Origin of the sequence: Streptomyces sp. NPDC002619 (assembly GCF_042889305.1) — a bacterium.
In the GTDB taxonomy this organism is placed as follows: Bacteria; Actinomycetota; Actinomycetes; order Streptomycetales; family Streptomycetaceae; genus Streptomyces.
Genome location: NZ_JBIAQV010000013.1, coordinates 177,423 through 202,144 on the forward strand (window position 1 = coordinate 177,423; position 24,722 = coordinate 202,144).

Consider the following 24,722-nt stretch of genomic DNA (forward strand, 5'->3'; position numbering starts at 1 on the left):
ACGGGCGGTACGATCCTGCCTCATGGTCACGGGCATGGGGCGGGACGAGAGACAGGGCACGGTGGAGCTGGCATACCGGCCGACGCATGCGGATTGCATCACGGCCATCCGCGTACGCGACCGGCTGCGCCGCATCGCGTTGCTGCGGTGGGCGTTCGTCGTGCTGTTCGGGGCCCTGGCCGTGCTCAGCGTGCTGTCGACCGGTTGGACCTCGTCGGTGCCGCTGGTGGTGCTGTGCGCGGTCATGATCTGGTCGATCCCGCATCTGCAGGCCCGCCATGCACTGCGCATCGTCGGCTGGCAGGGTGAGTACCGGACGACCGTCTCCGATGCCGGCGTCGTAGCCGAGACCGAGCACGCGCGGCTCCTCCAGCGGTGGTCGCTGTTCCGCGGGTACCGCGAGACGCCCGGTCATGTGGTCCTGCTCAGCAGGGACCCGAACATTCTGCTCGTCGAGGTGCTGCCCAAGCGCGGTGCTCAGGACCCGGCGGCCGTGGACACGCTGCGGGAGATCCTCGACCGCCATCTGCCCCGCGTCTGAGCCCCGTTCAGTCCCCGGCCGTCGCGCAGTCCGCGCACGTGCCGAAGATCTCCACCGTGTGCGCCACGTTCACGTAGCCGTGCTCCGTCGCGATCGACTCCGCCCACTTCTCCACGGCGGGGCCCTCGACCTCGACCGCCTTCCCGCACACGCGACACACGAGGTGGTGGTGGTGTTCGCCGGTGGAGCAGCGACGGTAGACGGACTCGCCCTCGGAGGTGCGCAGGACGTCGACCTCGCCGGCGTCGGCGAGGGACTGGAGGGTGCGGTAGACCGTCGTCAGGCCGACCGAGTCGCCCTTGTGCTTCAGCATGTCGTGGAGTTCCTGCGCGCTGCGGAACTCCTCGACCTCGTCGAGCGCCGCCGCCACGGCTGCCCGCTGACGGGTCGAACGGCCCTTCACGGGCGGTTCAGCGGTCGTCACCGGTTGCCTCCCTTTTCTGGCTCGTCTGCGCCTGTCTGGACATTGTGCCAGTCCGGACCCCGCCCGGTCAGACGCCGACCTCGTCGCCGGTACCGCGCGTGGCCGGAATGGCACACTCTGCAGGGTCCCCGGCCGGGTGGGCCGCGGCGAGCGCGCGGGCGCGGCGGCGGGCCAGGGGTGTGGCCAGCGCGGTCAGCGCGATGAACACGCCGATGGTCAGCAGCACGATCGTGGCACCGGGCGGTACGTCCTGGTAGTACGACGTCACCGTGCCGCTGATCGTCACCGTCACCCCGATCGCCACGGCGATCACGAAGGTCGTCACGAAGCTCCGGGTGAGCTGCTGCGCGGCGGCCACCGGCACCACCATCAGCGCGGAGACCAGGATCAGGCCCACGACGCGCATCGCCACCGTCACGGTGACTGCCGCCGTGATCGCCGTGATCAGGTTCAGGGCGCGCACGGGCAGGCCCGTCACCCGGGCGAACTCCTCGTCCTGGCTCACCGCGAACATCTGCCGGCGCAGCCCCAGGGTCACCAGGATCACGAAGCCGGCGAGCACGGAGATGGCCGTCACGTCCGACGGTGACACCGTCGAGAGCGAGCCGAACAGATACGAGCTCAGGTTGGCGTTGGACCCGCCCGGCGTGATGTTGACGAACATCACGCCGCCCGCCATACCGCCGTAGAAGAGCATGGCGAGGGCGATGTCGCCGCGGGTTCGGCCGTACCAGCGGATCAGTTCCATGAGGACCGCGCCGAGTACCGAGACGGCCGTCGCCATCCAGACCGGGGAAGTGTTCAGCAGGAAGCCGAGGCCGACGCCGGTCATCGCCACATGGCCGATGCCGTCGCCCATGAGGGGCTGGCGGCGCTGGACCAGGTAGATGCCGATCGCGGGGGCGGTGATGCCGACCAGGACGGCGGCGAGGAGCGCGCGCCGCATGAATTCGTAGTCGAGGAGTTCCATCAGCTCAGCAGTCCCGTACGGATCGGATCGGTGCCCGCGGGCGCGTGCGGGTGTACGTGGTCGTGGCCGGGCAGGGCGTGCTGGCCGAGGGCGTGCGGGGGCGGGCCGTCGTGCAGGACGCAGCCGTCGCGGAGCACCACCGCCCGGTCGATCAGCGGCTCCAGCGGGCCCAGCTCGTGCAGGACCAGCAGGACGGTCGTGCCTTGCGCCACCTGTTCCCTCAGCGTCCGGGCGAGCACCTCCTGGCTGGCCAGGTCGACGCCCGCCATCGGCTCGTCCATGATCAGCAGCTCGGGTTCGGCGACCAGGGCACGGGCGATCAGCACACGCTGGTGCTGGCCGCCGGAGAGGGCGTTCACGGAGTCCTTGGCCCGGTCCGCCATGCCGACCAGCTCCAGGGCCCGGCGTACGGCCGCATGGTCGGACTTGCGGAAGACGCCGAAACGGGCGCGGGACAGCCGGCCCGAGGAGACGATCTCGGTGACCGTCGCCGGGACCCCGCCCGCGGCCGTGGTGCGCTGCGGTACGTAGCCGACGCGGTGCCAGTCCCTGAAGCGCCCCCGATCCGTGCCGAACAGTTCGATCTCGCCGCCGCTCACGGGCACCTGGCCGATGACGCTGCGGATCGCGGTCGACTTGCCGGAGCCGTTCGCGCCGAGCAGGGCGACGACCTCGCCGCGGCGCACAGTGAGGTCGATGCCGCGCAGGACGGGGCGCGAGCCCAGCTCGGCCCGCACGCCGCGCATCGATATGACGGGCTCGCCCATGACGTCCGTGTCGTCCATCTCGCCCTCCGTGACGATCACTTGGTGCCCAAAGCCGTCTGCAGGGCCTTGAGGTTGGCCTCCTGGACGGCGAAGTAGTCCTTGCCGCGGGACTTGTCCGTGATGCCCTCGATCGGGTCCAGCACGTCGGTCTTCAGCCGCGCGTCCTGCGCGATGGTCTTCGCGGTCTTGTCGCTGACGAGCGTCTCGTAGAACACGGTCGTCACGCCGTCGGCCCGCGCCATCTTCTCGAGGTCCTTGACGCGCGCGGCGCTGGGCTCCGACTCGGGGTCGAGGCCGTTGATGGCCTCCTCTGTGAGGCCGTAGCGCTCGGCCAGGTAGCCGAAGGCGGCGTGCGTGGTGATGAAGACCTTGGTCCTCGTGTTCGCCAGGCCGTCCTTGAACTGCGTGTTGAGGTCGTCGAGCTGCTTGACCAGGGCCGCGGTGTTCGTCTTGTAGTCGGCCGCGTGGGCGGGGTCCGCCTTCTCGAAGGCCTTGCCGACGCCCTCGGCGACCTGGGCGTAGCGCACCGGGTCGAGCCAGATGTGCGGGTCCTTGCCGGCGGACTCCTCGCCCTGGTGGGTGTCGTGTTCGGCCGCGTGGCCGCCGACCTCGTTGCCATGCTCCTCCAGCGTGGTCAGGGAGGCGGCGTCGATCTTGGTCTTGACCTCGGACTGGGCCACGGCGTCGTCGACGGAGGGCTGGAGGTTCTTGAGGTAGAGCACCGCGTCGGACTCCTGGAGCTGCGCCGTCTGCCGGGCGCTGATCTCCAGGTCGTGCGGTTCCTGGCCGGGCTGGGTGAGACTGGTGACATGGACGTGGTCGCCGCCGATCCGCTCGGCGAGGAAGGCCATCGGATAGAACGACGCGACGACGTCGAACTTGTCCGTGTTGCCCGCGGCGGCGCTGTCGGAGGAACAGGCGGCGAGGGTCGCTATGCCGAGAGCAGTGGCGGCGGTCGCAGCGGCCGCGGGTATGAGGCGTCGTCGTACGTTCATGAGAGTCATTTTCAACAAAAATGGAAACCGTTGTCAACAAGTCTCGTGAGAGGCCTGAAGGGCATACCGATTTGGCCGAGGGGGAGCCTGCGCCGGTAACCTGAATCATTCGCTGGAAGCATCTCGCTTCGTCGCCCGTCGTCGTAATGAAGAGAGCACCGTGGCCGCCGACAAGATCGACACCATCGTCAGCCTGAGCAAGCGCCGAGGCTTCGTATTTCCCAGTAGTGAGATCTACGGCGGTACGAGGGCCGCCTGGGACTACGGACCGCTCGGTGTCGAGCTCAAGGAGAACCTGAAGCGTCAGTGGTGGCGCTACATGGTGACGTCGCGCGAGGACGTGGTCGGTATCGACTCGTCCGTCATCCTGGCCCCGGAGGTCTGGGTGGCCTCCGGCCACGTCGCCACGTTCACGGACCCGCTGACCGAGTGCACCGCGTGTCACAAGCGGTTCCGGGCCGACCACCTGGAGGAGGCGTACGAGGCCAAGCGCGGCCGCCTGCCGGAGAACGGCCTGGCCGACGTGAACTGCCCGAACTGCGGCAACAAGGGCCAGTTCACCGAGCCCAAGCAGTTCTCGGGTCTCCTTGCCACCCACCTCGGCCCGACGCAGGACTCCGGCTCCGTCGCCTACCTGCGCCCCGAGACGGCCCAGGGCATCTTCACCAACTTCGCCCAGGTGCAGACCACCTCCCGCCGCAAGCCGCCGTTCGGTATCGCGCAGATGGGCAAGTCCTTCCGCAACGAGATCACGCCCGGCAACTTCATCTTCCGCACCCGCGAGTTCGAGCAGATGGAGATGGAGTTCTTCGTCAAGCCGGGCGAGGACGAGAAGTGGCAGGAGTACTGGATGGAGCAGCGCTGGAACTGGTACACCGGCCTGGGCCTGCGTGAAGAGAACATGCGCTGGTACGAGCACCCCAAGGAGAAGCTCTCCCACTACTCCAAGCGCACCGCCGACATCGAGTACCGCTTCAACTTCGGCGGCAACGAGTGGGGCGAGCTGGAGGGTGTCGCCAACCGCACCGACTACGACCTCGGCGCCCACTCCAAGGCCTCCGGCCAGGACCTGTCCTACTTCGACCAGGAGGCCGGCGAGCGCTGGACGCCGTACGTCATCGAGCCCGCGGCCGGTGTCGGCCGCGCGATGCTGGCGTTCCTGCTCGACGCCTACATCGAGGACGAGGCGCCCAACGCCAAGGGCAAGCTGGAGAAGCGCACGGTGCTGCGCCTGGACCACCGGCTCGCCCCGGTGAAGGTCGCGGTGCTCCCGCTCTCCCGCAACCCCGAGCTGTCGCCCAAGGCCAAGGGCCTCGCCCAGGCGCTGCGCCAGCACTGGAACATCGAGTTCGACGACGCGGGCGCCATCGGCCGCCGCTACCGCCGCCAGGACGAGATCGGTACGCCGTACTGCGTCACCGTCGACTTCGACACGCTCGAGGACAACGCGGTGACCGTGCGCGAGCGTGACTCGATGAAGCAGGAGCGGGTTTCGCTGGACCAGATCGAGGGCTACCTCGCCGGGCGTCTGCTGGGAGCCTAGTCACAGCACCTTCGAACGCCGGGCGGGCCGAGGCGACCGGCCCGCCCGGCGTTCGTTTTGCTCAACGCCCCTGCAGCGCCTTGACGTTGTCGCCGAACGTCCAGTTCTTCGAGCCGTCCCAGTTGATGGACCAGGTCATCAGGCCCTTGAGCGAGGTGCCGTAGTGCCGCCAGGCCTGGGAGACCAGGGACGATGACATGTAGCCGCCGCCCGCGCCGGTCTGCGCGGGCAGGCCCGGGACCTGCTTGTCGTACGGCACCTTGACGGTCGTGCCCTGCACTACCAGGCCCCTGTTGAGGCAGTCCGTCTGCGCGGTGAATCCCTCCACCGTGCCCGCCGAGTACGAGTCGCCCGAGCAGCCGTACATGCTGCCGTTGTAGTACTGCATGTTGAGCCACCACAGCCGGCCGTTGTCCGCGTACTTCTTGACGATCGGCAGGTACGCGCCCCAGATCGAGCCGTATGTGATGCTGCCGCCGGTGACGTAGGCCGTCTCCGGGGCCGTCGTCAGGCCGAAGTTCGACGGCATCTGGGCCAGGATCCCGTCGATGATGCGGATCAAGTTGGCCTGGGACGTGGAGAGTTGGGTGATGCTGCCGCTCCCGACGAGGCCCGTCTCGATGTCGATGTCGATGCCGTCGAAGTTGTACTTCTTCAGGATCGGCACGATGGTCGCCACGAACCGGTCCGCGACCGCCGACGAGCTGAGGTCGATGCCCGCCGCCGCGCCGCCGATCGACAGCAGGATCGTCTGGCCCGACGCCTTCGCCGCGCACATCTCGGCGGGCGTGGCGACCTTCACGCCCGTGTCCATGCCGTCCTCCCACAGCGCGGTGCCGTCGGAGCGGATGACCGGGAAGGCTGCGTTGATCACGTTGTAGCCGTGGGCGGCGATGCGGGAGTCGGTGATCGGGGTCCAGCCGAAGGGCGGGTGGACGCCGTTGGCGGAGCCGTCCCAGTTCTCCCAGTAGCCCTGGAGGACCTTGCCGGCGGGACGGGACTTGACGGCGCAGGTGTCGGCCGCGGACGCGGTGGTGATGGACAGGGGGATCAGCGCGGCGGCGGTGAGCAGTGCCGCCGTGAGCAGCCGCAGGGTGCGGCGGATCATACGGGCCTCCCGGTGGGGGTCGGTGAGGTGTCGTAGGCATGACAGTGCGCGCGGTGCGGACCTCTGGTCAATAGGTCTGGACCAAATGCCCGCCCTGTAGTTGCCCGCACGCCGCGCGTGACAAATAATGAATGACAGATATTGAAATCTGTCAGCTGTCATGACAGGGTGGGGTCATGACGACGAACCACCGCACTCTCGGATCCGCCGGCCCCCAGGTCTCCGCCCTCGGCCTCGGCTGCATGGGTATGTCCGCGTTGTACGGCGATGCGGACCGTGCCGAGTCCATCGCGACCATCCACGCCGCCCTGGAGGCCGGCGTGACGCTGCTCGACACCGGCGACTTCTACGGCATGGGGCACAACGAGCTGCTGATCGGCGAGGCGCTGCGCACCGCGCCGGCCGCCCGGCGCGAACAGGCCCTGGTCAGCGTGAAGTTCGGCGCGCTGCGCGACCCGGAGGGCGGCTGGTCGGGCTACGACGGCCGCCCGGCCGCCGTGAAGAACTTCGCCGCCTACTCGCTCCAGCGCCTCGGCGTCGACCACATCGACGTCTACCGGATCGCCCGGCTCGACCCGGACGTCCCGATCGAGGAGACGGTCGGCGCGATCGCCGAACTGATCGAGAAGGGGTACGTCAGACACGTCGGCCTGAGCGAGGTGGGCGCCGAGACCATCCGCCGCGCCGCCGCCACCGCGCCGGTCGCCGACCTGCAGATCGAGTACTCGCTGATCTCGCGCGGCATCGAGCGGGAGATCCTGCCGACGACGCGTGAGCTGGGCATCGGCATCACCGCGTACGGCGTGCTGTCCCGCGGGCTGATCTCCGGCCACTTCGGCCGCGACCGGCAGCTCGCCGCGAACGACTTCCGTGCCTACTCGCCCCGCTTCCAGGGCGAGAACCTCCAGCACAACCTCGACCTCGTCGAGGCGCTGCGCAAGATCGCCGAACAGAAGGGAGTGAGCGTCGCGCAGATCGCCATCGCCTGGGTGCTCTCGCGCGGCGAGGACATCGTGCCGCTGATCGGCGCCCGCACCCGCGAGCGGCTCGACGAGTCGCTGGGTGCGCTGGACGTCGTCCTGGACGAGGCCGACCTGACGGCGATCGAGGAGGCCGTACCGGCGGACGCGGCAGCGGGCGACCGCTACCCGGCCGCGCAGATGGCACACCTCGAGACCAAGTAGTGATCCGGACTGCGAGTACGGTCTAGGCCATGGCATCGTCCACCGAAACCCTGACCGCGGAACGCATCCTCGAGGCGACCGAGGAGGTGCTGCGCCGCCACGGCCCGGCCAAGGCCACGGTGGTGGACGTGGCCCGCGCGCTGGGCGTCAGCCACGGCAGCGTCTACCGCCACTTCCGCACGAAGGCGGCACTCCGGGAGGCAGTGACGAAGCGCTGGCTGGACCGCACGTCGGACGTGCTGTCCGGGATCGTGGCCGGGGACAGCGAGCCGGAGGCACGGCTGCGCGCGTGGCTGCGGGCCCTGTTCGACGCCAAGCGCCGCAAGGCGGGCGAGGACCCGGAGCTGTTCGCCACCTACATGGTGCTGGTCGACGAGAACGGCACGGCGGTCGCCGAGCACCTCACGGACCTGGAGGAGCAGCTGGCCCGGATCATGGCGGCGGGCATGGACACCGGCGCCTTCATACCGGCCGACCCCGCCGCCACCGCACGTACGGTCTTCCAGACCACCGGCCGCTTCCACGACCCGTGCTACGCCAGGGAATGGGAACGGCCCGAGGTGGAGGGGGACTTCGAAGCGGCCGTGGACCTGTTGGTGCGGGCCCTCAGATCGCCCGCGTCCTGACGGGTTCCCGCCCGCCGGCCCTCACGCCGTCGCCCGCCAGAAGTCCCGCATCACCGGGGGCGGCGTGGGGTCGGTCATGGCCAGTTGGGTCAGCAGGATCGTGACCTTGCCGGTCGTCGGGATCAGGTGGGCCGTCGTGCCCGTGCCGCCCACCCAGCCGTAGCGGCCCGGGACGTTCCAAGGGGCGGCCGGGGTGACGTCGACTGCGCCGCCGTAGCCCCAGCCCTGACCCTCCAGGAACAGGGAGGCGCTGTCGCGCTGGGCTGCCGTCAGGTGGTTCGTGGTCATGCGGCTCACCGACGTGGGGGACAGGAGGCGGTGGCCGTTCGTCTCGCCGCCCGCCAGGAGCAGGCGGGCGAAGGCCAGCCAGTCGTCGGCCGTGGACACCAGTCCGCCGCCGCCCGAATGGAACGCCGGGACGCTGCTCCAGTCGCCGTCCGGGGTGTCCGCGAGGGTCGGGGTGCTGTCGTGGCCGATGGTGTACGACGACGTGAAGCGGTCCCGGTTCGCCGCCGGCACCTCGAACGCCGTGTCCTTCATGCCCAGGGGCTCGAAGATCCGCTCCGCCATGAACTCCGGGAGTGTGCTGCCCGACACCCGGGAGACGAGGATGCCCTGGAGGTCGGAGGAGGTGCCGTACAGCCAGGCCTCGCCCGGCTGGTACAGCAGCGGCACCTGCGCCAGCAGCCGCAGCCAGGTGTCCGGGTCCGGCCACGACCGCAACGCACGGCCGTCCTTCTGCACCTCGAAGAGGGCCTGTACGGCGGGGAGCGAGAAGTCGGACGGGAAGCCCCAGCCCGTCCGGGAGCTGAGCAGGTCCTCCACCGTGATCGGGCGGGCCACCGGGACCAGGTCGTCGACCGGGGCGGCGGGTGTGCGAACCGCCATTGGCTTCGACAGTTCCGGGAGCCATGCGTCCACGGGGTCGTCCAGGCCGATCCGGCCTTCGTCGACCAGCATCAGCACCGCCGCCGCCGTGATCGGCTTCGTGATCGAGGCGATCCGGAAGATCGAGTCCCGGGTCATCGGGGCGGAGCCGTCGGTGTCCACCGAGCCGACGGCCACCACCTCGACATCGTCACCGCGGGCCACCAGGCCCACGGCCCCGGGCAGCGTGCCCTCGTCGACGTACCGTCGCAGCAGGTCGTGCAGTGCGGTCATGGGCCGGCCTTCCGATGGTCGCCGTCACGGTCGTACGTACGACTCCCGCCGCGCCGGAAAGTCATCGGCGCTCATCGCGACATCGGCGACTCCGTCGGGTCCACCGTCGCCTGGTGCGCCTCGGCGAGGTGCTCCTCCGCCTTCAGCCACGGCAGGAACTGGGCACTCTGCCGCCAGCCGCAGGTGTCACACCTGATCGTGCGCTGAACGCCCGTGCGCTGCACCCTGACCACGTGTTCCCGCCCGTGCTGGTCCCAGCGGCTGACCTTGCTCGAGTCGATCTGCACCATGACGCCTCCAGCGTCCGTTCACAAGGAGAGCTCTCTGGATCGTGCAGCTAGGAGTGTGCAGCAAGACCAACATCAACAGGGTGTCCTTCACCGCGAGTTGGCCAAGCCGTATCCCGGCTCACACCAGCTTCCGCGGCAACCGCAGGCTGAGCAGCCCGGTCAGGACCACCCCGGCCAGCTGGACCAGCAGCGTCGTCACCAGGGCGTCTCCCATGCCCAGGGTGGGGACCAAGGAGAGGAACAGGGTGCCCAGCGTCGCCACGCCCAGCGCGAGCGCCGACTGCTGTGTGGTGACCATCACGCCGCTGCCGACCCCGGCGCGGGCGTGCGGCACCTCGGACATCACCAGGCGCATCACGACCGGCAGTTGCAGGGCCTGCCCCGCACCGGCGATCGCGACCCCGGGCAGCAGCTCGACGAAGCCCAGGTGGGGCCAGTCCCGCCAGGCGGTCAGCGCGATCAGCGCCACGCCCACGCCCTGGACGATCGAGCCCGCGGTCACCACCCGGGTGCCGTAGCGGGCGACCAGGCGCGGCCCGGCGAGGGAGGCGAAGAAGAACGCGGTCGCCATGGGGGCCAGCGCGAGGCCGGCGGGCACCGGGCCGAGTCCCGCGCCGCTCTGCAGTGCCACCGCGATCACGAACATGAAGCCGGCGAAGCCGATGGAGAACGGCACGATCAGCACCAGACCCCGGCGCAGCGAGGGCAGCGCGAGCAGGCTCGGCGGCACCAGCGGCGTACGGCCCGCGCGGTCCTCGCGGCGCTCCGCCAGGTAGAACGCCCAGGCCGCGAACGGGAACGCGGCCAGCGACAGCCACGTCCACAGCGGCCAGTGCGCCGCCCGGCCCTCGGTGAGCGGGGCGAGCAGCGTGAGCAGGGACACCGCGAGCAGCACCGTGCCGGCTCCGTCGACCGGCTCGGGGTGCTGCGAGCGGGTCTCCGGGACGGCGCGCGCGGCCAGCACCAGGCCGATCAGCACGACGGGCACGTTGACGAGGAACACGGAGCGCCAGCCGGTGCCCGCGATGTCCGCGGCGACCAGGACGCCGCCGAGGATCTGGCCCGCCACCATGGACAGGCCGGCGGTGGCGCCGTACAGGCTCATGGCCTTGGCCCGGCGCGTGCCCGTGGTGGACGCCTGGATGGTGGCGAGCACCTGCGGCAGCATCGCGGCGGCCGCGGCGCCCTGCGCGACCCGCGCGCCGACCAGGCTCCAGGCGTCGGGCGCGAGCCCGCAGGCCAGCGAGGTCAGGCCGAAGGCGGCCATACCGCCCAGGAAGAGCCGGCGGCGCCCGAAGAGGTCGCCGAGGCGCCCGCCGAGGACGAGGAGCACGGCGTACGCGAGCCCGTATCCGGCGACGACGAGTTCGAGGACGGAGTCGCTCGCTGCCAGGTCCTTCCCTATCGTGGGCAGCGCGACGTTGACGATGAAGAAGTCGATGAGGGGGAGAGCGGCGGCCAGCAGGACGGTGAAGAGTCCGAGGCTGCCCAGTGTCGGGGGTGCGGCCGGGGACCGGACGGTCGGAGTGCTGACGGTTTCGGTCATGATCCCCAGCCTGTGGCACCGCTCAGACTGGTACCAGAGTGTTCTTATCCTGGTAGAAGAACTACCTGGCAACAGGATCCGTCCGGCGGCAGGCTGGAGGCATGACGACCATGGCCCAGGAAACGGCCGCCCCGGCGGTACGGGGTTCCGACATCAGGCGGTACGAGCTGGCCGCCTTCCTGCGCAGCCGCCGCGAGCGGATCACCCCGGAGCAGGTGGGGCTCCCGCGCGGTGCACGCCGTCGCACGCCGGGCCTCCGCCGCGAGGAGGTCGCGCACCTCTCCGCGGTCGGCGTCACCTGGTACACGTGGTTGGAGCAGGCGCGTGACATCCAGGTCTCCGTCCAGGTCCTCGACGCGCTGGCCCGCACGCTGATGCTGGACGCCAGCGAGCGCGCCCACCTCTTCCAGCTGGCCGCTGCCGTCGACCCCACGCCCGCCGCGAGCTGCGCGTGGGTGAGCCCGGCCCAGTTCGAGCTGCTGCGCCAGCTGGAGCCGATCCCGGCCTGCATCCAGAACAGCCGGTACGACATCCTCGCCTACAACCGCACCTACGGCCGCCTCATGGCCGACCTGGACGCGGTGCCGCCCGAGGACCGCAACTGCATTTTCCTCGTGTACACCAACCCGGAGTGGCGCAAGTCGATCGTCCACCTCGACGAGACGATGCGCCTGATGGCCGCCAAGCTGCGCGCCTCGATGGCCGGCCACCTCGGTGAGCCCGCCTGGAAGATGCTGGTCAAGAGGCTGACGGCGGAGTCAGCGGAGTTCCGCGCGAACTGGGAGCGGTACGAAGTGGTCGGCATGCGCACCAAGACGAAGCAGTTCCTCAACCCGTACGTGGGCCTGCTGACCCTGGACCACACGGACCTGTGGCTGAACCCGGAGTCCGGGGCGCGGATGGTGACGTACGTCCCGAGCGACGCGGAGTCCCGTGAACGGCTGGACGCGCTGTACGCCATGGTCCTCGCCGAGGACGGTCAGGCCGTGACGCCCGCCGCCTCCCGTACCTCGGGGGACTCCAGCCGCTGAGCGGTGCGCTCGGCCGTGCCGCGCGCCCAGTGGCCGCTGGTGAGCACACCGAGCACGAGCACCGCGAGCCCGCACGCGGTGAGGATCCACCAGCCCGGCCGGGCCGCCGAGACGAACACGTCCTTGTACGGCGTCGAGCCGATGCCGGACGCGAGTACGGCCCCGATCACCGCGACGCCGAGCGTTGCACCCAGCTGCCTGCTGGTGGAGGCGACCGCGGCGGCCACACCGGCCTGGGAGCGCGGCATGCCCGACACGGCGGTGTTGGTGATCGGCGCGTTGACGAAGCCGAAGCCGAGGCCGAACAGAACGTACCCGGCGAAGAGCGTGACGTCCGAGGTCTCCGCCGCGAACGCGGCGAACAGCAGCCCGCTCGCGGTCATGGCGAGCCCCGCGATCAGCAGCGGCAGCCGCGGACCCCGGCTGCCGACCAGACGTCCGGACAGCGGCGCGCACAGGAACGTAGGCACCGCCATCGGCAGCATCCACAGGCCCGCGTGCAGGGCGTCGAGTCCGCGCACGTTCTGCAGGTACAGCGTCGACAGGAACAGGAAGCCGCCGAGCGCCGCGAACGCGCTGATCGCGATCAGCGTGGCCCCGCTGAACGGCGCCGACCGGAAGAAGCGCAGGTCGATAAGAGGCTCGGCGCGCCGCGGTTCATAGGCGAGCAGGCCGAGGAGGGCGAGCAGTGCGACCACCGCGAAAGGCGCCACCGCGCCGGCGCCGGAGGCAGGGGCCTCGATGATCGCGTACGTCAGCGAGCCGAACAGGGCGATCACCAGGATCTGCCCGACCGGGTCGGGGCGACGGGCGCGGGGCGCGCGGGACTCGGGGACGTACCGCAGGGTCAGCAGTACGGCGGCCAGGCCCACCGGCAGGTTGATCCAGAAGATCGAGCGCCAGCCGACCGACTCCACCAGCAGGCCGCCGACCAGCGGGCCGGCGGCCATGGATATGCCGACGACCGCGCCCCACGCACCGATGGCCCGGGCGCGCTCGCGCGGGTCGGTGAAGGTGTTGGTGATGATCGACATGGCGACCGGGTTGAGCATCGAGCCGCCGACCGCCTGGATCATGCGGAACGCGATCAGCGATTCCAGGTTCGGGGCGAGGGAGCACAGCAGCGAGCCGATCGAGAAGACGATCAGGCCCGCCATGAAGACCCGCTTGCGGCCGATCCGGTCGGCCGTTGAGCCCGCGAGCATCAGCAGTGAGGCCAGCACCAGTGTGTACGCGTCGATCGTCCACTGGAGGCCCGAGGTGCTGGCGTGCAGCTCCCGCTGCATCGAGGGCAGGGCGACATTGAGGACGGTGTTGTCGAGGCTCACGATCAGCAGGCTCATACAGCAGATCGCGAGCACGAGAAGTCGTCGTCGGGGGCTGAGCTCGGGCATGGTGCCATCGTACCCGAAGTCAATAGTGCGTCTAACTAATGACTGCTACATGATCTGCGCCGATGGGCGACAATGGGCCAATGCCCACGCCCGAGTCCCCCCTGCAGATCGGCCCGCACGCCGTCCGGCCGCCCGTGATCCTCGCCCCCATGGCGGGCATCACCAACGCGCCCTTCCGCACCCTGTGCCGGGAGTTCAGCGAAGGCAAGGGACTGTTCGTGAGCGAGATGATCACGACCCGGGCGCTGGTCGAACGCAACGAGAAGACCATGCAGCTGATCCACTTCGACGCGACCGAGAAGCCGCGCTCGATCCAGCTGTACGGCGTCGACCCCGCGACTGTCGGCAAGGCCGTCCGCATGATCGCGGAGGAGGGCCTCGCCGACCACATCGACCTGAACTTCGGCTGCCCGGTCCCGAAGGTGACCAGGAAGGGCGGCGGCTCCGCGCTGCCGTACAAGCGCAACCTGCTGCGGGCGATCCTCCGCGAGACGGTCTCCGGCGCCGGTGACCTCCCGGTGACGATGAAGATGCGCAAGGGCATCGACGACGACCACATGACCTACCTCGACGCCGGCCGGATCGCCGTCGAGGAGGGCGTCACGGCCATCGCGCTGCACGGACGCACGGCCGCGCAGCACTACGGCGGTACGGCGGACTGGGACGCCATCGCCCGGCTCAAGGAGCACGTGCCGGAGATCCCGGTGCTCGGCAACGGCGACATCTGGTCGGCCGAGGACGCGCTGCGGATGGTGCGGGAGACCGGCTGCGACGGGGTGGTCGTGGGCCGCGGCTGTCTGGGCCGGCCGTGGCTGTTCGCGGACCTGGTGGCGGCCTTCGAGGGGCGTGAGCAGGACATCCTGCGGCCGACCCTGCGGGAGGTCGCCGACATCATGGTCCGGCACGCCACGCTGCTGGGTGAGTGGATCGGCGACGAGGCGCGGGGCGTCATCGACTTCCGCAAGCACGTGGCGTGGTATCTGAAGGGCTTCGCGGTCGGCTCGGAGATGCGCAAGCGGCTCGCGATCACGTCCTCGCTGACGGAACTGCGGGCGGGGCTGGACGAGTTGGACCTCGACCAGGGGTGGCCGACCGGCGCCGACGGGCCGCGCGGGCGTACGTCCGGGAACAACCGGGTGGTGCTGCCGGACGGATGGCTGAAGGACCCGTACGACTGCGCGGGCGTGGGCGAGGAAGCCGAACTGGACACGTCCGGGGGTTGAGCCGACCCCTTTGCCCGCCTGCCCACCCGACTCGGTTGGGTCAGGAAGCGACGATCTCCGGGGCTCCGCCCCGGACGCCGGCGGGGCTTCGGACCGGACCCCGGCGGGGGGCCCAGACCTCGGCGGGGCTTCACCTCGGACCCCGGCCCGGGGGCTGCGCCCCAGGCGCCCGCGGGCGTCGTCTGCGTCAGCCCTTCTTCGGGTGGGGTGTCGAGCCGTACGCCGCGAGGAAGCGGTCGCGGAAGGAACTCATCTTCCACACCGGCGCGTTGTGGGCAGGGCGCAGGCCGTCCGTCCAGTTCCAGCCGTTGATCCTGTCGAGCACCTTGGGGTCCTTGGCGACGATCGAGATCGGTACGTCGCGGCTGGCGTGGTTGCCGCTGACCCGGGCGATCGGCTGGTGGTCGCCGAGGAAGACGAGGACCGTGTCGTCGGTGCCGTAGCGCTCCAGCCACTGGGTCAGGGCGGTCACCGAGTACTGGATCGACTTGCCGTACTCCTCGCGGGACTTGGTGGTGTCCGCGATGACGTCGGTCGGCTTTTTGCCCGCCGCCTGGATGCCCTTGAAGACCGAGCCGTCGCCGAGCTGGTCCCAGCCGACCATCTTCGGGATCGGCGCCCACGGCTGGTGGCTCGACGTCAGGATGACAAACGACATCAGGTCCTTGCCGTCGGCGCGCTTCTTGCCGTGCACCCGCTGCTGGAACTGTTCCAGGGCGTACTGGTCGGGCATCGTCGACCAGCTGAACTTCGGGCCCTGGTAGCCGAGTTGGAAGGCGTTGTAGACCTTGTCGAGGCCGTAGTACTTCTGCTCGGGCCAGCCCTTCTGCACACCTGGCATCACGCCGACGGTGTCCCAGGCGCCGCTCTTCCTGAACGCCTCGGTCAGGCTGAGGTGGTCGCTGGCCATGACGGTGCGGTAGCGCTGCTGGTTGCTGATCCACAGTCCCGACATCGTGGTGGAGTGGCCGAGCCAACTGCTGCCGCCGTACGTCGCCGACGTCAGCCAGCCGCTCTTCGCGTGGAAGCCGGCCTTCGCGAGGGCGTCGGTGCTGGTGGCGAGCGTCCGGTCGACGCCGGGCGCCATGATCGGGTCCTCGACGGCGCTGCGGCCGTAGCTCTCGACGAACGTGAAGACCACGTCCTTGCCGCGCAGGTCGGTCAGGAGCTGGTCCGGGGGCGTGTTCCCGAAGGCGTCGACCTTGGCGATCTTCTGGAACTCGGCCTCGTCCTTGAGGGTGTCGGAGATCCTGCGGGCCTGGATCTCCAGGCCGGTCGTGGTGCGGTCGGACGCGATCGGCACGCCGGCGATCTGCAGGCCGAAGGCGGAACAGGTGATCCAGGCGACCCCGGCGATCAGCGTGCCCCGGGTCGCCCGACCGCTGTGCCGGGCCAGGAGGTTGCTCAGCCGGACGGTGGAGAGGGCGAGCAGCACGAACAGGAGGAGGACGAGGGCGACGACGCCGGCGCTCGCGGCGAGGGTGGCCGTGCGGCCCAGGGAGTCCTCCAGATACGACTCGGCGTCGGTGAGCAGACTCCAGTCGAGGACGAGGTTGAAGCCGCGGCCGAGGTACTGGTTGAAGCCCATGTCGAGCAGATTCAGCACGGTGAACGCCCCGAGCACGACACCGGCGACGGCGGCGACGACGACCCGCGGCCGGCGCGGCAACGCAAGCGCCACGGCGGCCCCGATGACCGCCTCCCCAGGAATCCGCGTGAAGTTCGCGGGTCGCAGCGCGACGACGTTGGCCGGCAGCAGGAGTGTGACGACGACGAGCGCGGTGGCGAGCAGGGTGACCGTGAGGGACAGCGCGGCGGCACCCCGGGGATGAGCCTCCCGCCACTCCGCCCTCCGCCGCCGGAGGCGAGCGCGCAGGGTGGGGCGGGGAGTTGGGGCCGCCCCGTCGAGGCCGGCTTCTACGGCATCGGCCGCGCCGGCGTCTTCGGCCTCGGGCGGAGCGGCGGCCGAGGCCCTGTCGTCGGGCTCGGGCAGGGCGCTCGCAGAGGCACTGTCGTCGGACGCTTTTGGAGGTGTGCCAGACGCCTCCGTGGGCGCGTCGGACGCTCCCCGGAGCCCGCTGGGCGCCCCCGGCAATTGCTGCGGCGCCTCTGACGCCGTACCGGACGTCTCCCCCGATGACGGCGAAGCCCCGGGCGGCACCGCTTCGGAACTCCCGTCGTCGGTCGCTGTTTCGCGGATGCTCGTGTCCTGAGACAACCCGGGGGGTCCTTCCGTGCGTGGCCCGTGCAGGGGACGGCGGGCGGACGCTGGGTACGTCACGGCCCGCCGTCATCCTGTACGGCTTGTCCGCGGCCCCCGTTCACGGCCCTCGGCAAACACCGGGCAAACGTCTCGGCGGCCCGGTCACCGTGTCCGGGTCCAACTACTCAGTCTCACGACCGCGGCCAGCCTTTTCGGCTTTTCGTTGAGGCGAGGGCGCCACCTACACGACCATCGCGCGCAGTTGAAGGGCCTCCTGCGCCCACGGCGACAACCGCTGAGCGGAAAACAAGCGAAGCAGGAACGGGGGGCCGGCCCGCGGCGGCTGGCCCCCCTTCTCGTGTGTGCTCACCCGGGCAGGGGCTGCCACCGGTTTTCTTGCGCGGGATTGATACCGCTGAGCCACACCAGCGCCCCATCGATCAAGCCGGGCTTGTCCCGCGTGGCCAGGCCCGGGGATTCGAGCATGTCGGCAGCCTCTTCCAGGTAGGTGACCAGCGTGTCACGTTCCTCATCGGGGGCTTCGTTGTAGCGGGACCAGCGGCCCAGGTAGCCGGTCGCGGCGTCCAGGTACAGGCCCGAGGTGCGGTCAGCCGGGCCCAGGGCGACAACCGGAATCCAGGTTGGCTTCCACACCGTGATCCGTTCGTCTCCGGAGCGGTTGACGTTGAGGGTGTCCTCGTGGGCCTGGGAGTCCATCTTCAGCCGGTAGACGGCGGCCACGGCGTCCAGTGGCATCAGAGCCTTGTTGCCAGGAAGGCATCCCCAGCCATTGACCCCGTCGTCGCCCGCGGTCAGCAGCCACAGGACGCGCAGCTCGAGGGGTATCTGTATGCCGAGGTCGCTTTCCAGGGCGGCGATGGCGGCGGGGCTGGCACCGGCACGGAACCCTGCATAGGAGTCGGGCGCATGGTGCTGCAGCCAGCGGGTGATGCGGTGCCAGGCGTCGGCGATCTCCCGTACGGCGACCGCGGCGGCGGCAGTGTCGGCAGGCTGGTCCTGGTCTCGGCCCTGCTCCTGGTCCTGATCATTGGCGTCGGGAGAGAGCCCGGCGGAGGGGGTCGGCCGCAGGTAGCGGATCTCGATACGGTCCGGCTCGCGGATGTAGCCGACGGACAGGCCGGGGCAGTCCTCGAACAGGTCGCCGTCGACCGTCACGGTGAGGATGCCGGGCAGCCCGGAGGGCCGACCCATGTCAGGGTCGTCGGCCAGCTGGCCGGCCAGGACCTTCAGAGCGTAGGGAACGCCGGCCCCGAGCTGGGAGGCGGTGTTGCGTACGTCCGGGGGAATCTCGACGTTCACGCCTGGTGCTCCTCGCTGGTCGGATGCAGGACGGTGCCCTCACACGGTAGGCCGCCCGCGTTCTCCAGCGGTTGGTGCAGCGGGCCGCGCACCCTATGAAGAGGGCCGGTATGAGGCGGGCGCAGCGCATAATCCGTATGTGGAGCAATGGTCAAAGACCTGTGGATCAAGCCATGGCGAGCCCCTAACCCAATGAGGCTGGCGACCTCGTTGGTTGGCCATAATTCAGTCCTCGGTCATGGGCCAGGTCTCCCAGACCAAGTCAAGGCGTCGATATGCGTCGTCGAACCAGGCATCAACCAGTGGGACGGTGACCGTCACCGTCGTCAGGGACATTGAGTGGTCCTTGATCGTGACCTGGCACCGGTCATCGTCCTCGTCGAGTTCGATGAACAGCCACGGGGTGCGTTTCCCCTCGCGCCAGGCGATGTCCTTTCCCGCGTCGAGCGAGTCCAGGGCCTGCTGCCACCGCCGCAGGTCCTCGGGGAAGATCCAGGTCTTGAGGGTGCCACGGACGAAGGGCGTATCGACCAGGAACTCTCCGACCAGGGCATCGGCCTCGGTGGGACGGTTCCGCTCCTCCTTCCCCGCGATCCGGAGAATGACGCTATTGCCATCCCCCTCCAGGCAGATCAGGTCCATCGGATCCTCAGCCATGACCGCCCCTCCGGACTCGCGCATGTTGCCGAACACTAATCGTCGGCACGGACACAGGATCAGTCGAGGTGTGTCAGGCCACGTGAGCTTCGGGGCGTTCGACGAGGCGGGGTGCGTTGAAGGCCCGCCACCGTTGCTGGGCGGACTCGACGAGCTTGAAGACCATGGCGAGGGCGGCGGTCGCGCTGCCGGCGCCCTTGGTCACTTTCGTGCGGAGCCGGACCGTGGCGAAGGTGGACTCGATGGGGCTTGTGGTGCGCAGGTGGATCCAGCGCTCGGCGGGGAAGCTGCGGTATGGCAGCATCCGGGCGCAGGCCCTCCCGCCTCGGGAGTCGCTGGCCCTGATCGGGCAACTACTGCTGGGAGAAACATGATTCGCAAGGACTCTGCCGGGGACGCCCCCGAACTGGCGTAGTTCAAGAGCAGTTACAGCGACGGCACCGACGGCGAATCCTGCGTCGAGACCGCCACCACCCCCGGCACCGTCCACGTCCGCGACTCCAAGAACGCCGAGGGCTGAACCCTCTACGCTCCCCCCACCGCCGTCAGCAGCGCCAGCGGCGCCGTCGCCGAGCGGGACTCGAGGACGCACGCGTGCGGGTACGGCACCGGCTCCGGGTGGGTACCGCGGCCGTACCCCGCGAGGACCTCCGGGAGTCGATGCCCGGTGGCCGTCGCCGCGTCCACCAGGGCGTGGGCGACCGTGCGGGCCTCGTCGTGCAGGCCGTAGCGGGCCAGGCCCAGGGTGATCAGCGCGTTGTCGTGCGGCCAGACCGATCCCCGGTGGTAGGAGAGGGGGTGGTACGCCGCTTGCCCTGATGCCAGCGTCCGGACACCCCAGCCGGAGAAGAAGTCCGGCTCCAGCAACCTGCGGCCCACCAACTCCCCGTACTCCTTGTCCAGCAGGCCCGACCACAGCAGGTGCCCGGCGTCCGACGCCAGCGCGTCGACCTGGCGGCCCTCGCCGTCCAGCGCGAGTGCCGGGAAGGAGTGCTCCCGCATCCAGAAGTCCCGCTGGAAGCGGTCGCGCAGGTCGGCCGCGGCCTGTTCGAGGAGGGCCGCGTACGTCTCGTCCTCCCACACCGTCCGTGCCACCCACGCCGTGCGGCGCAGCGCGTCGTATGCGTACCCCTGCGCCCCCGCCGCCATCACCGGGCCGCTTGCGCGGGTGCCGTCGGCCGAGCAGATGGCGCCGGGGGAGTCCTTCCAGTTCTGGTTCGCGAGGCCGCCCTGGTCGGCGCGGTAGACCAGATAACCGCGCGAGGCCAGCCCGCCGTGGTCCAGCATCCAGCCGATCGCCGCGCGGGCGTGCCCCTCCAGACGCCGGGCCATGTCCGCGTCGCCGGTCCGCTCGACGTACGCCCCGAGCAGGATCAGGAACAGCGGCGTCGCGTCCACCGAGCCGTAGTAACGGCCGTACGGCACCTGCCCGAAGTGCGCCAGCTCCCCGTGCCGTACCTCGTGCACGATCTTGCCTGGCTGGGCGACCGCGTGAGCGCGGGTCTCCGTCGCCTGCGTCGCGGCGAGGGCCGGGAGCGTGGCGGCGGCCAGCCGGGGCCGGTAGGGGAGTGCGAAGAGCGAGGTGAGGAGGGCGTCGCGGCCGAGCAGGGTGAGGAACCAGGGGGCGCCGGCCGCCGGAACCCGCAGTTCCTCGCCGTCCGGACCCGTCGCCGGGACCTGGAGCGCGGCGAGGTCGGCGAGTCCGCGGGCGCAGGCCGCCGCCAGTTCCGGCCAGCCCGTCGGAAAGGCCACGCCCTCCAGGAACTCGCCCTCCCGCGCGAGGAGTTGCTCGTTGACGGCGGCGGGGGAGCGCGGCACGCGCAGCGCGCGCTTCTCGCCGTGCGGGCGGGCGATGACCCGCAGCATCAGCTCCGCCGTGCCGTGCGGTTCGAGGTCCAGGGTCCACACGAGCCGCCGGGCGCCGGTGCCCGTCTCCTCGACGCCGTCCGGAGCGGGGTCGGACGTGATGGTCGTACAGGATTGCCACTCACCGCGCCGGTAGGTGAACTCCAGGCCGTCGTCCAGGACCTGGCGGGAGCGCACCGCGCCGGTCTTGGCGTAGGTGCGGTGGTCGGAGCGCAGTTCGAACTGGTCGGTGAAGTCGGCGTCCGCGGTGATCGCCAGCCGTACGGTCGTCGGCACCGGGCGGTTGCTGGTCACCCGGAGCGACTCGACGAACGAGCCGTCGCCGACGGCCTGTTCGCGGAAGAGGGTGTGCGCGGGCGGCTCCTGCCGGCCGCCGCGCGGTACGAGCACGCAGCGCGCCCCGTCCCCGTCGGCGACCGGCGTGAGCGCCTCCGGCACCCCGCCGTCGACGGTGAGCTGCCAGCGGCTGAGGTGCCGGGCGTCCCGGACGAATAACCCGTCCGGGGAACTGCCGCCCCGTACACCGCTGATGTCGCCGCGGTCGCCCACGGCGGCGAACGTCGTGCCGTGCACGAGCAGATGCTGCCGGTCCGTCATCCCCGGTCCCCTCCCTTGCCGCTTCTGGCGAAGTCACTGCTGTCGAACGTGCCGGTGCCCGTGAGGGACACGCCGTGTTCGGGCCGCTCTTGGAGTAGATCCAGCGCGAGCGCGGCGGTCCAGCTGAAGCCCGTCGCGCCGCAGGCCTCGCCGGTGTACGGGTCGACGTACTCAGCGAAGTCCGTGTCGGCGGCCCGCTCCAGGACCGACTCCCGCAGGGAGTCGGCCAGTTGACGCTCCCCGTGCAGTCGCAGCCCGCGCTCCAGCAGCCAGCTGATGTTGAACCAGGCCGGTCCGCGCCAGTAGCGGTGCGGGTCGAAGGCTTCGCCGAGGAGGTCGTAGCTGGGGACGAGGCGGGTGGTGTCGCCCAGGCCGAAGTGCGGCCCGCACGCTGTACGGACCAGTGCGGCGACGGTGTCCTTCGGCAGACCCGGTAGGAGGAGCGGGACGAGACCCGAGACGCTGCGCTCCGGGATCAGCCCTTCGCCGCGCACGTCCCGGCAGAAGAACATCCCCTCCGCCGGGTCCCACAGCCGCTCCACCAGCGCCGCCGTGAGGCGTTCCGCGCGCGCGTGCCGGGCCGTGCCGGTCGCGCCGAGTTCGTGGGCGATCTCGGCCAGCGCGTGCTCGGAGGCGATGAGCAGGGCGTTGAAGGACGGGTCCTCCACCGCGAACTCTCCCGCCCGTCTCCCACCACCACCCTCAACCGAGGCCCTACAGGCCGCCCCCTTGTCCTCCCCGTCGGCGTATTGACGGTCCCGGTAGTCCGTCGCCAGCCGCACGTACCGCCCGTAGTCCAGATCCGTCGGCCGGTCCTCGGGCGCGCCGTGGGCGAGGTCGGCCCGGCGGAAGGAGCGGGCCGGGGCCGGGGTGATGCGGGAGAGGGGGGCGTCCCAGCAGGGACTGTTGTCCATACCCTGTTCCCAGGGGTGCACGACCGACGCCAGTCCGCCGCCGCCCAGGTCCCGCTGGTGCAGCAGATAGCGGTGCCAGGCGGCCAGGCGCGGGTGGACCCGGGCCAGGAAGCCGCGGGCCCGTGAAAGCCCCGGGTCGGCGCAGTGCACCAGCCAGGCCGCCAGCGCGTGCACCGGTGGCTGCACGATGCCGGAGGTCTGTACGGTGCGCGGGGCGCCCGCAGCGCGCCCCGCGGTCGAGGAGCGCCAGAAGTCGGGGCTCGGGAAGTAGGCGTCGAGCGGCACGGAGGGGTTGAAGACGATGTGCGGGACACGTCCGTCGGCCCACTGGGCGCCCAGCAGCGTCTCCAGCTCCGTCTGGGCCCTGAGCGGGGACAGATGGCGCAGCCCGATCGCGATGAACGCCGAGTCCCAGGACCACTGGTGCGGATACAGACTCCGCGAGGGCACCGTGGACGTGCCGGTCCAGTTGCCCTCCAGCACCTGCGCGGCCCTGACGTGCAGCGACCGCGCGGAAGGCGGTGGATCGTATACGACCTCGTACTCCGCGCGGTGGGCAGTGAGCTGGGCAGTGCGATCCACTCGGGGCTCCCCGAAGACGTCCGGCCGATCTGGCTCGGCTGTAGCTACCGTAGGGTTACGTCTATTTAACACGCAAAACTCACTATGTAATGCAAGCTTGAGAAGCACAAGGGGGTGCGCATGACCGGACGGCCCGGCAGGACCGGCAGAGGCGGCAGTCAGGCCGGCGCCGGCGAACTGCTCGAACTGGTCCGCAGCGGGCGGGCGACCACACGCGGCGCGCTCCAGCAGGCCACCGGACTGTCCCGGGCCACCGTCGGCCAGCGCCTGGACCGGCTGTTCAGGGCCGGCTGGTTGCGCGAGGGCGCGGGCGGCCCGGTCGACTCACCGCTCGGCGGCCGCCCCTCCATCACCCTCGAATTCGACGACTCCCATGCGATCGTCCTCGCCGCCGACCTCGACACCCGGCACGCCCGCGCGGCCGTGCTGACCCTCACCGGCGAGCTCCTCGCCGAGCACTCCGGAACGCTCGTCATCGAGGACGGCCCGGAGACCGTCCTCGGCGAACTCGGCCGCTGGTTCGGCGAGTTGGTGGAGAAGGCCGGTCACCGGGCGGACGAGGTGTGCGGGATCGGAGTCGCGGTGCCGGGGCCGGTCGACAGCGAGACCGGCCGGGTCGTACAGCCGCCGATCATGCCGGGCTGGGACGGCTACGACATACGCGGCCGCCTCTCCCGCGCCCTCACCGAACACACCGGCGCGCCCGCCGTCCCGGTCCTCGTCGACAACGACGCCAACCTCATGGCGTACGGCGAACAGCGCACCGGACACCCGGACTGCTCGGCCTTCGTCCTGGTCAAGGTGTCGACGGGTATCGGTGCGGGAGTCGTCGTCGGCGGCTCGATCTTCCGCGGGATCGACGGCGGCGCCGGGGACATCGGGCACATCCGGGTCGGCGCGGAGGCGCTGTGCCGGTGCGGTTCGTACGGCTGCCTCGCCGCCGTCGCCAGCGGTGGCGCCGTGGCCCGGCGGCTCTTGGAGGCCGGGGTGCCGGCGGCGTCCGGCTCGGACGTACGGGACCTGCTGGCGGCCGGGCACCCCGAGGCGACGGCGCTGGCGCGGGAGGCCGGGCGCCAGGTCGGTGACGTACTGGCGACGGTGGTGACCCTGCTCAACCCCGGGGTCCTGATGATCGCCGGGGATCTGGCCGGAACCCCCTTCCTCACCGGCGTGCGCGAGCTCCTCTACCAGCGGGCGTTGCCCCGCTCCACCGCTCATCTGGACGTCGTCACCTCGCGGCTCGGCGAGCGGGCGGGGCTGATCGGCGCGGGCGCGCTGGTCGTGGAGCACCTGTACGCGCCCGAGCGGGTGGAGGAGCGGTTGGTGGCGCTCGGGATGTGACGTGGGGTCGACTCGGGGTGCGCGCGGGTGTGACTTGGGGTGCGCGGCCGGCTTCCGATCGTCACGTAACGGGGACGTTTCCCGTCCGAATCCGCGTCCGCATGGTGAAATCCAGCCGTACTTGAAGCGTGATTCTCGCCACCCTTGATAGGGGTTCCGCTCAGATGAGCGGATCTTGGGCGGCTGCACTTCTCCAAGGAGTGGCACTCGGTGCCACCCCTTGATCGTTCATCGATCGAAATCAAACGTGCAGCATGGGCGCTCAGCTGAGCGGAATCCTGCGCTTGCAGGCACCCTTCGTTCAAGTAGTGAAAACATCTCGGCCCGGGAGCTTGCCAAGCTTTGACTTTCGATCCGGTGGCGGACGGCTGGTTACGGGCGCGTGACGCGTGAGTGGACGTACCCAAATGCCTTGGATCTGGGTATGTTCCTGCACGTC

General features: G+C 70.4%; 21 protein-coding genes and 2 pseudogenes. 8 read left to right on the forward strand and 15 right to left on the reverse strand.

All coding sequences use genetic code 11. The features are described 5' to 3' along the window. Window positions 1–22: 22 nt before the first annotated feature. Window positions 23–541 carry a YcxB family protein gene (locus ACFYXB_RS22110; protein WP_351357776.1) on the forward strand — a complete coding sequence of 173 codons (519 nt, stop codon included), beginning with the start codon at window positions 23–25 and terminating at the stop codon, window positions 539–541. A 7-nt stretch (window positions 542–548) separates the two neighbouring features. Here ACFYXB_RS22110 and ACFYXB_RS22115 read toward each other — a convergent pair whose 3' ends face one another. The 4 genes from ACFYXB_RS22115 to ACFYXB_RS22130 all read right to left on the reverse strand — a co-directional run bounded on the left by ACFYXB_RS22115 (window position 549) and on the right by ACFYXB_RS22130 (window position 3,697). Continuing rightward, a complete protein-coding gene (locus tag ACFYXB_RS22115; protein ID WP_389584893.1) occupies window positions 549–965 on the reverse strand; it encodes a Fur family transcriptional regulator in 417 nt (138 codons plus the stop codon). Window positions 966–1,032: 67 nt separating this feature from the next. Next, complete coding sequence (locus tag ACFYXB_RS22120) at window positions 1,033–1,935, reverse strand: metal ABC transporter permease (protein WP_389584896.1); 903 nt, start codon at window positions 1,933–1,935, stop codon at window positions 1,033–1,035. Next, entirely contained in the window at window positions 1,935–2,720 is a 786-nt protein-coding gene (locus tag ACFYXB_RS22125; protein WP_351357781.1) for a metal ABC transporter ATP-binding protein, read from the reverse strand. Before ACFYXB_RS22125 ends, ACFYXB_RS22120 begins: the two co-directional genes overlap by 1 nt. A gap of 17 nt (window positions 2,721–2,737) precedes the next feature. Continuing rightward, window positions 2,738–3,697 carry a metal ABC transporter substrate-binding protein gene (locus ACFYXB_RS22130; RefSeq protein WP_389584899.1) on the reverse strand — a complete coding sequence of 320 codons (960 nt, stop codon included), beginning with the start codon at window positions 3,695–3,697 and terminating at the stop codon, window positions 2,738–2,740. Window positions 3,698–3,857: 160 nt separating this feature from the next. Between ACFYXB_RS22130 and ACFYXB_RS22135 the strand changes: the two genes are divergently transcribed. Beyond that, window positions 3,858–5,240 carry a glycine--tRNA ligase gene (locus tag ACFYXB_RS22135; protein ID WP_389584902.1) on the forward strand — a complete coding sequence of 461 codons (1,383 nt, stop codon included), beginning with the start codon at window positions 3,858–3,860 and terminating at the stop codon, window positions 5,238–5,240. 61 nt (window positions 5,241–5,301) lie between these two features. On the opposite strand, the gene ACFYXB_RS22140 is transcribed toward ACFYXB_RS22135, so the two are convergent. Then, window positions 5,302–6,348, reverse strand: a complete 1,047-nt coding sequence (locus ACFYXB_RS22140) for a chitinase (protein WP_389584905.1) — start codon at window positions 6,346–6,348, stop codon at window positions 5,302–5,304. A gap of 176 nt (window positions 6,349–6,524) precedes the next feature. Here ACFYXB_RS22140 and ACFYXB_RS22145 point away from each other — a divergent pair, with 176 nt between their 5' ends. Together ACFYXB_RS22145 and ACFYXB_RS22150 are read left to right on the forward strand one after the other, a co-directional pair. Beyond that, the gene (locus tag ACFYXB_RS22145) at window positions 6,525–7,532 is read left to right on the forward strand and encodes an aldo/keto reductase (protein WP_351357793.1); all 1,008 of its coding nucleotides are present in this window, start codon (window positions 6,525–6,527) and stop codon (window positions 7,530–7,532) included. Window positions 7,533–7,561: 29 nt separating this feature from the next. Beyond that, entirely contained in the window at window positions 7,562–8,158 is a 597-nt protein-coding gene (locus tag ACFYXB_RS22150) for a TetR family transcriptional regulator (protein WP_389584907.1), read from the forward strand. Between the two features lie 21 nt (window positions 8,159–8,179). Here the strand turns inward: ACFYXB_RS22150 and ACFYXB_RS22155 are convergent, their stop codons facing one another. The 3 genes from ACFYXB_RS22155 to ACFYXB_RS22165 form a co-directional block, all read right to left on the reverse strand. Beyond that, a complete protein-coding gene (locus ACFYXB_RS22155) occupies window positions 8,180–9,319 on the reverse strand; it encodes a serine hydrolase domain-containing protein (protein ID WP_389584910.1) in 1,140 nt (379 codons plus the stop codon). Between the two features lie 71 nt (window positions 9,320–9,390). After that, complete coding sequence (locus ACFYXB_RS22160) at window positions 9,391–9,609, reverse strand: hypothetical protein (protein WP_351357802.1); 219 nt, start codon at window positions 9,607–9,609, stop codon at window positions 9,391–9,393. 118 nt (window positions 9,610–9,727) lie between these two features. Further along, entirely contained in the window at window positions 9,728–11,155 is a 1,428-nt protein-coding gene (locus ACFYXB_RS22165; RefSeq protein WP_389584912.1) for an MFS transporter, read from the reverse strand. Between the two features lie 101 nt (window positions 11,156–11,256). On the opposite strand from ACFYXB_RS22165, the gene ACFYXB_RS22170 reads away from it, so the two are divergent. Beyond that, window positions 11,257–12,186, forward strand: coding sequence for a helix-turn-helix transcriptional regulator (locus ACFYXB_RS22170; RefSeq protein WP_389584915.1), 930 nt, complete (start codon window positions 11,257–11,259; stop codon window positions 12,184–12,186). Here the strand turns inward: ACFYXB_RS22170 and ACFYXB_RS22175 are convergent. Continuing rightward, entirely contained in the window at window positions 12,135–13,580 is a 1,446-nt protein-coding gene (locus ACFYXB_RS22175; protein ID WP_389584918.1) for an MFS transporter, read from the reverse strand. The two genes, ACFYXB_RS22170 and ACFYXB_RS22175, sit on opposite strands and share 52 nt — an antisense overlap. Window positions 13,581–13,660: 80 nt before the next feature. On the opposite strand from ACFYXB_RS22175, the gene dusB reads away from it, so the two are divergent. Beyond that, on the forward strand, window positions 13,661–14,803 hold the full coding sequence (gene dusB / locus ACFYXB_RS22180; protein WP_351357813.1) for a tRNA dihydrouridine synthase DusB: 1,143 nt from the start codon (window positions 13,661–13,663) through the stop codon (window positions 14,801–14,803). 187 nt (window positions 14,804–14,990) lie between these two features. Here dusB and ACFYXB_RS22185 read toward each other — a convergent pair whose 3' ends face one another. From ACFYXB_RS22185 to ACFYXB_RS22200, 4 genes and pseudogenes are all read right to left on the reverse strand, one after another. After that, window positions 14,991–17,021 carry a CDP-alcohol phosphatidyltransferase gene (locus ACFYXB_RS22185; protein WP_389584921.1) on the reverse strand — a complete coding sequence of 677 codons (2,031 nt, stop codon included), beginning with the start codon at window positions 17,019–17,021 and terminating at the stop codon, window positions 14,991–14,993. A 351-nt stretch (window positions 17,022–17,372) separates the two neighbouring features. Beyond that, window positions 17,373–18,326 (reverse strand): SMI1/KNR4 family protein, encoded by a 954-nt coding sequence (locus ACFYXB_RS22190; protein ID WP_389584923.1) that lies wholly within the window; start codon window positions 18,324–18,326, stop codon window positions 17,373–17,375. A 225-nt stretch (window positions 18,327–18,551) separates the two neighbouring features. Then, window positions 18,552–18,983, reverse strand: coding sequence for a DUF5959 family protein (locus tag ACFYXB_RS22195; RefSeq protein WP_389584926.1), 432 nt, complete (start codon window positions 18,981–18,983; stop codon window positions 18,552–18,554). A 73-nt stretch (window positions 18,984–19,056) separates the two neighbouring features. Continuing rightward, window positions 19,057–19,269, reverse strand: a pseudogene (locus tag ACFYXB_RS22200) (IS256 family transposase); the annotation flags it as partial. Between the two features lie 84 nt (window positions 19,270–19,353). Between ACFYXB_RS22200 and ACFYXB_RS22205 the strand changes: the two are divergent. Continuing rightward, window positions 19,354–19,500: pseudogene (locus ACFYXB_RS22205) on the forward strand (DUF397 domain-containing protein); the annotation flags it as partial. A gap of 8 nt (window positions 19,501–19,508) precedes the next feature. On the opposite strand, the gene ACFYXB_RS22210 reads toward ACFYXB_RS22205, so the two are convergent. Further along, window positions 19,509–21,446, reverse strand: a complete 1,938-nt coding sequence (locus tag ACFYXB_RS22210) for a glycogen debranching N-terminal domain-containing protein (RefSeq protein WP_389584928.1) — start codon at window positions 21,444–21,446, stop codon at window positions 19,509–19,511. Further along, complete coding sequence (locus ACFYXB_RS22215; RefSeq protein ID WP_389584931.1) at window positions 21,443–22,942, reverse strand: trehalase family glycosidase; 1,500 nt, start codon at window positions 22,940–22,942, stop codon at window positions 21,443–21,445. The genes ACFYXB_RS22210 and ACFYXB_RS22215 overlap by 4 nt, the downstream gene beginning before the upstream one ends. Window positions 22,943–23,062: 120 nt before the next feature. Here ACFYXB_RS22215 and ACFYXB_RS22220 point away from each other — a divergent pair, with 120 nt between their 5' ends. Then, entirely contained in the window at window positions 23,063–24,283 is a 1,221-nt protein-coding gene (locus tag ACFYXB_RS22220) for an ROK family protein (RefSeq protein WP_389584933.1), read from the forward strand. The last annotated feature ends 439 nt before the right edge of the window (window positions 24,284–24,722 follow it).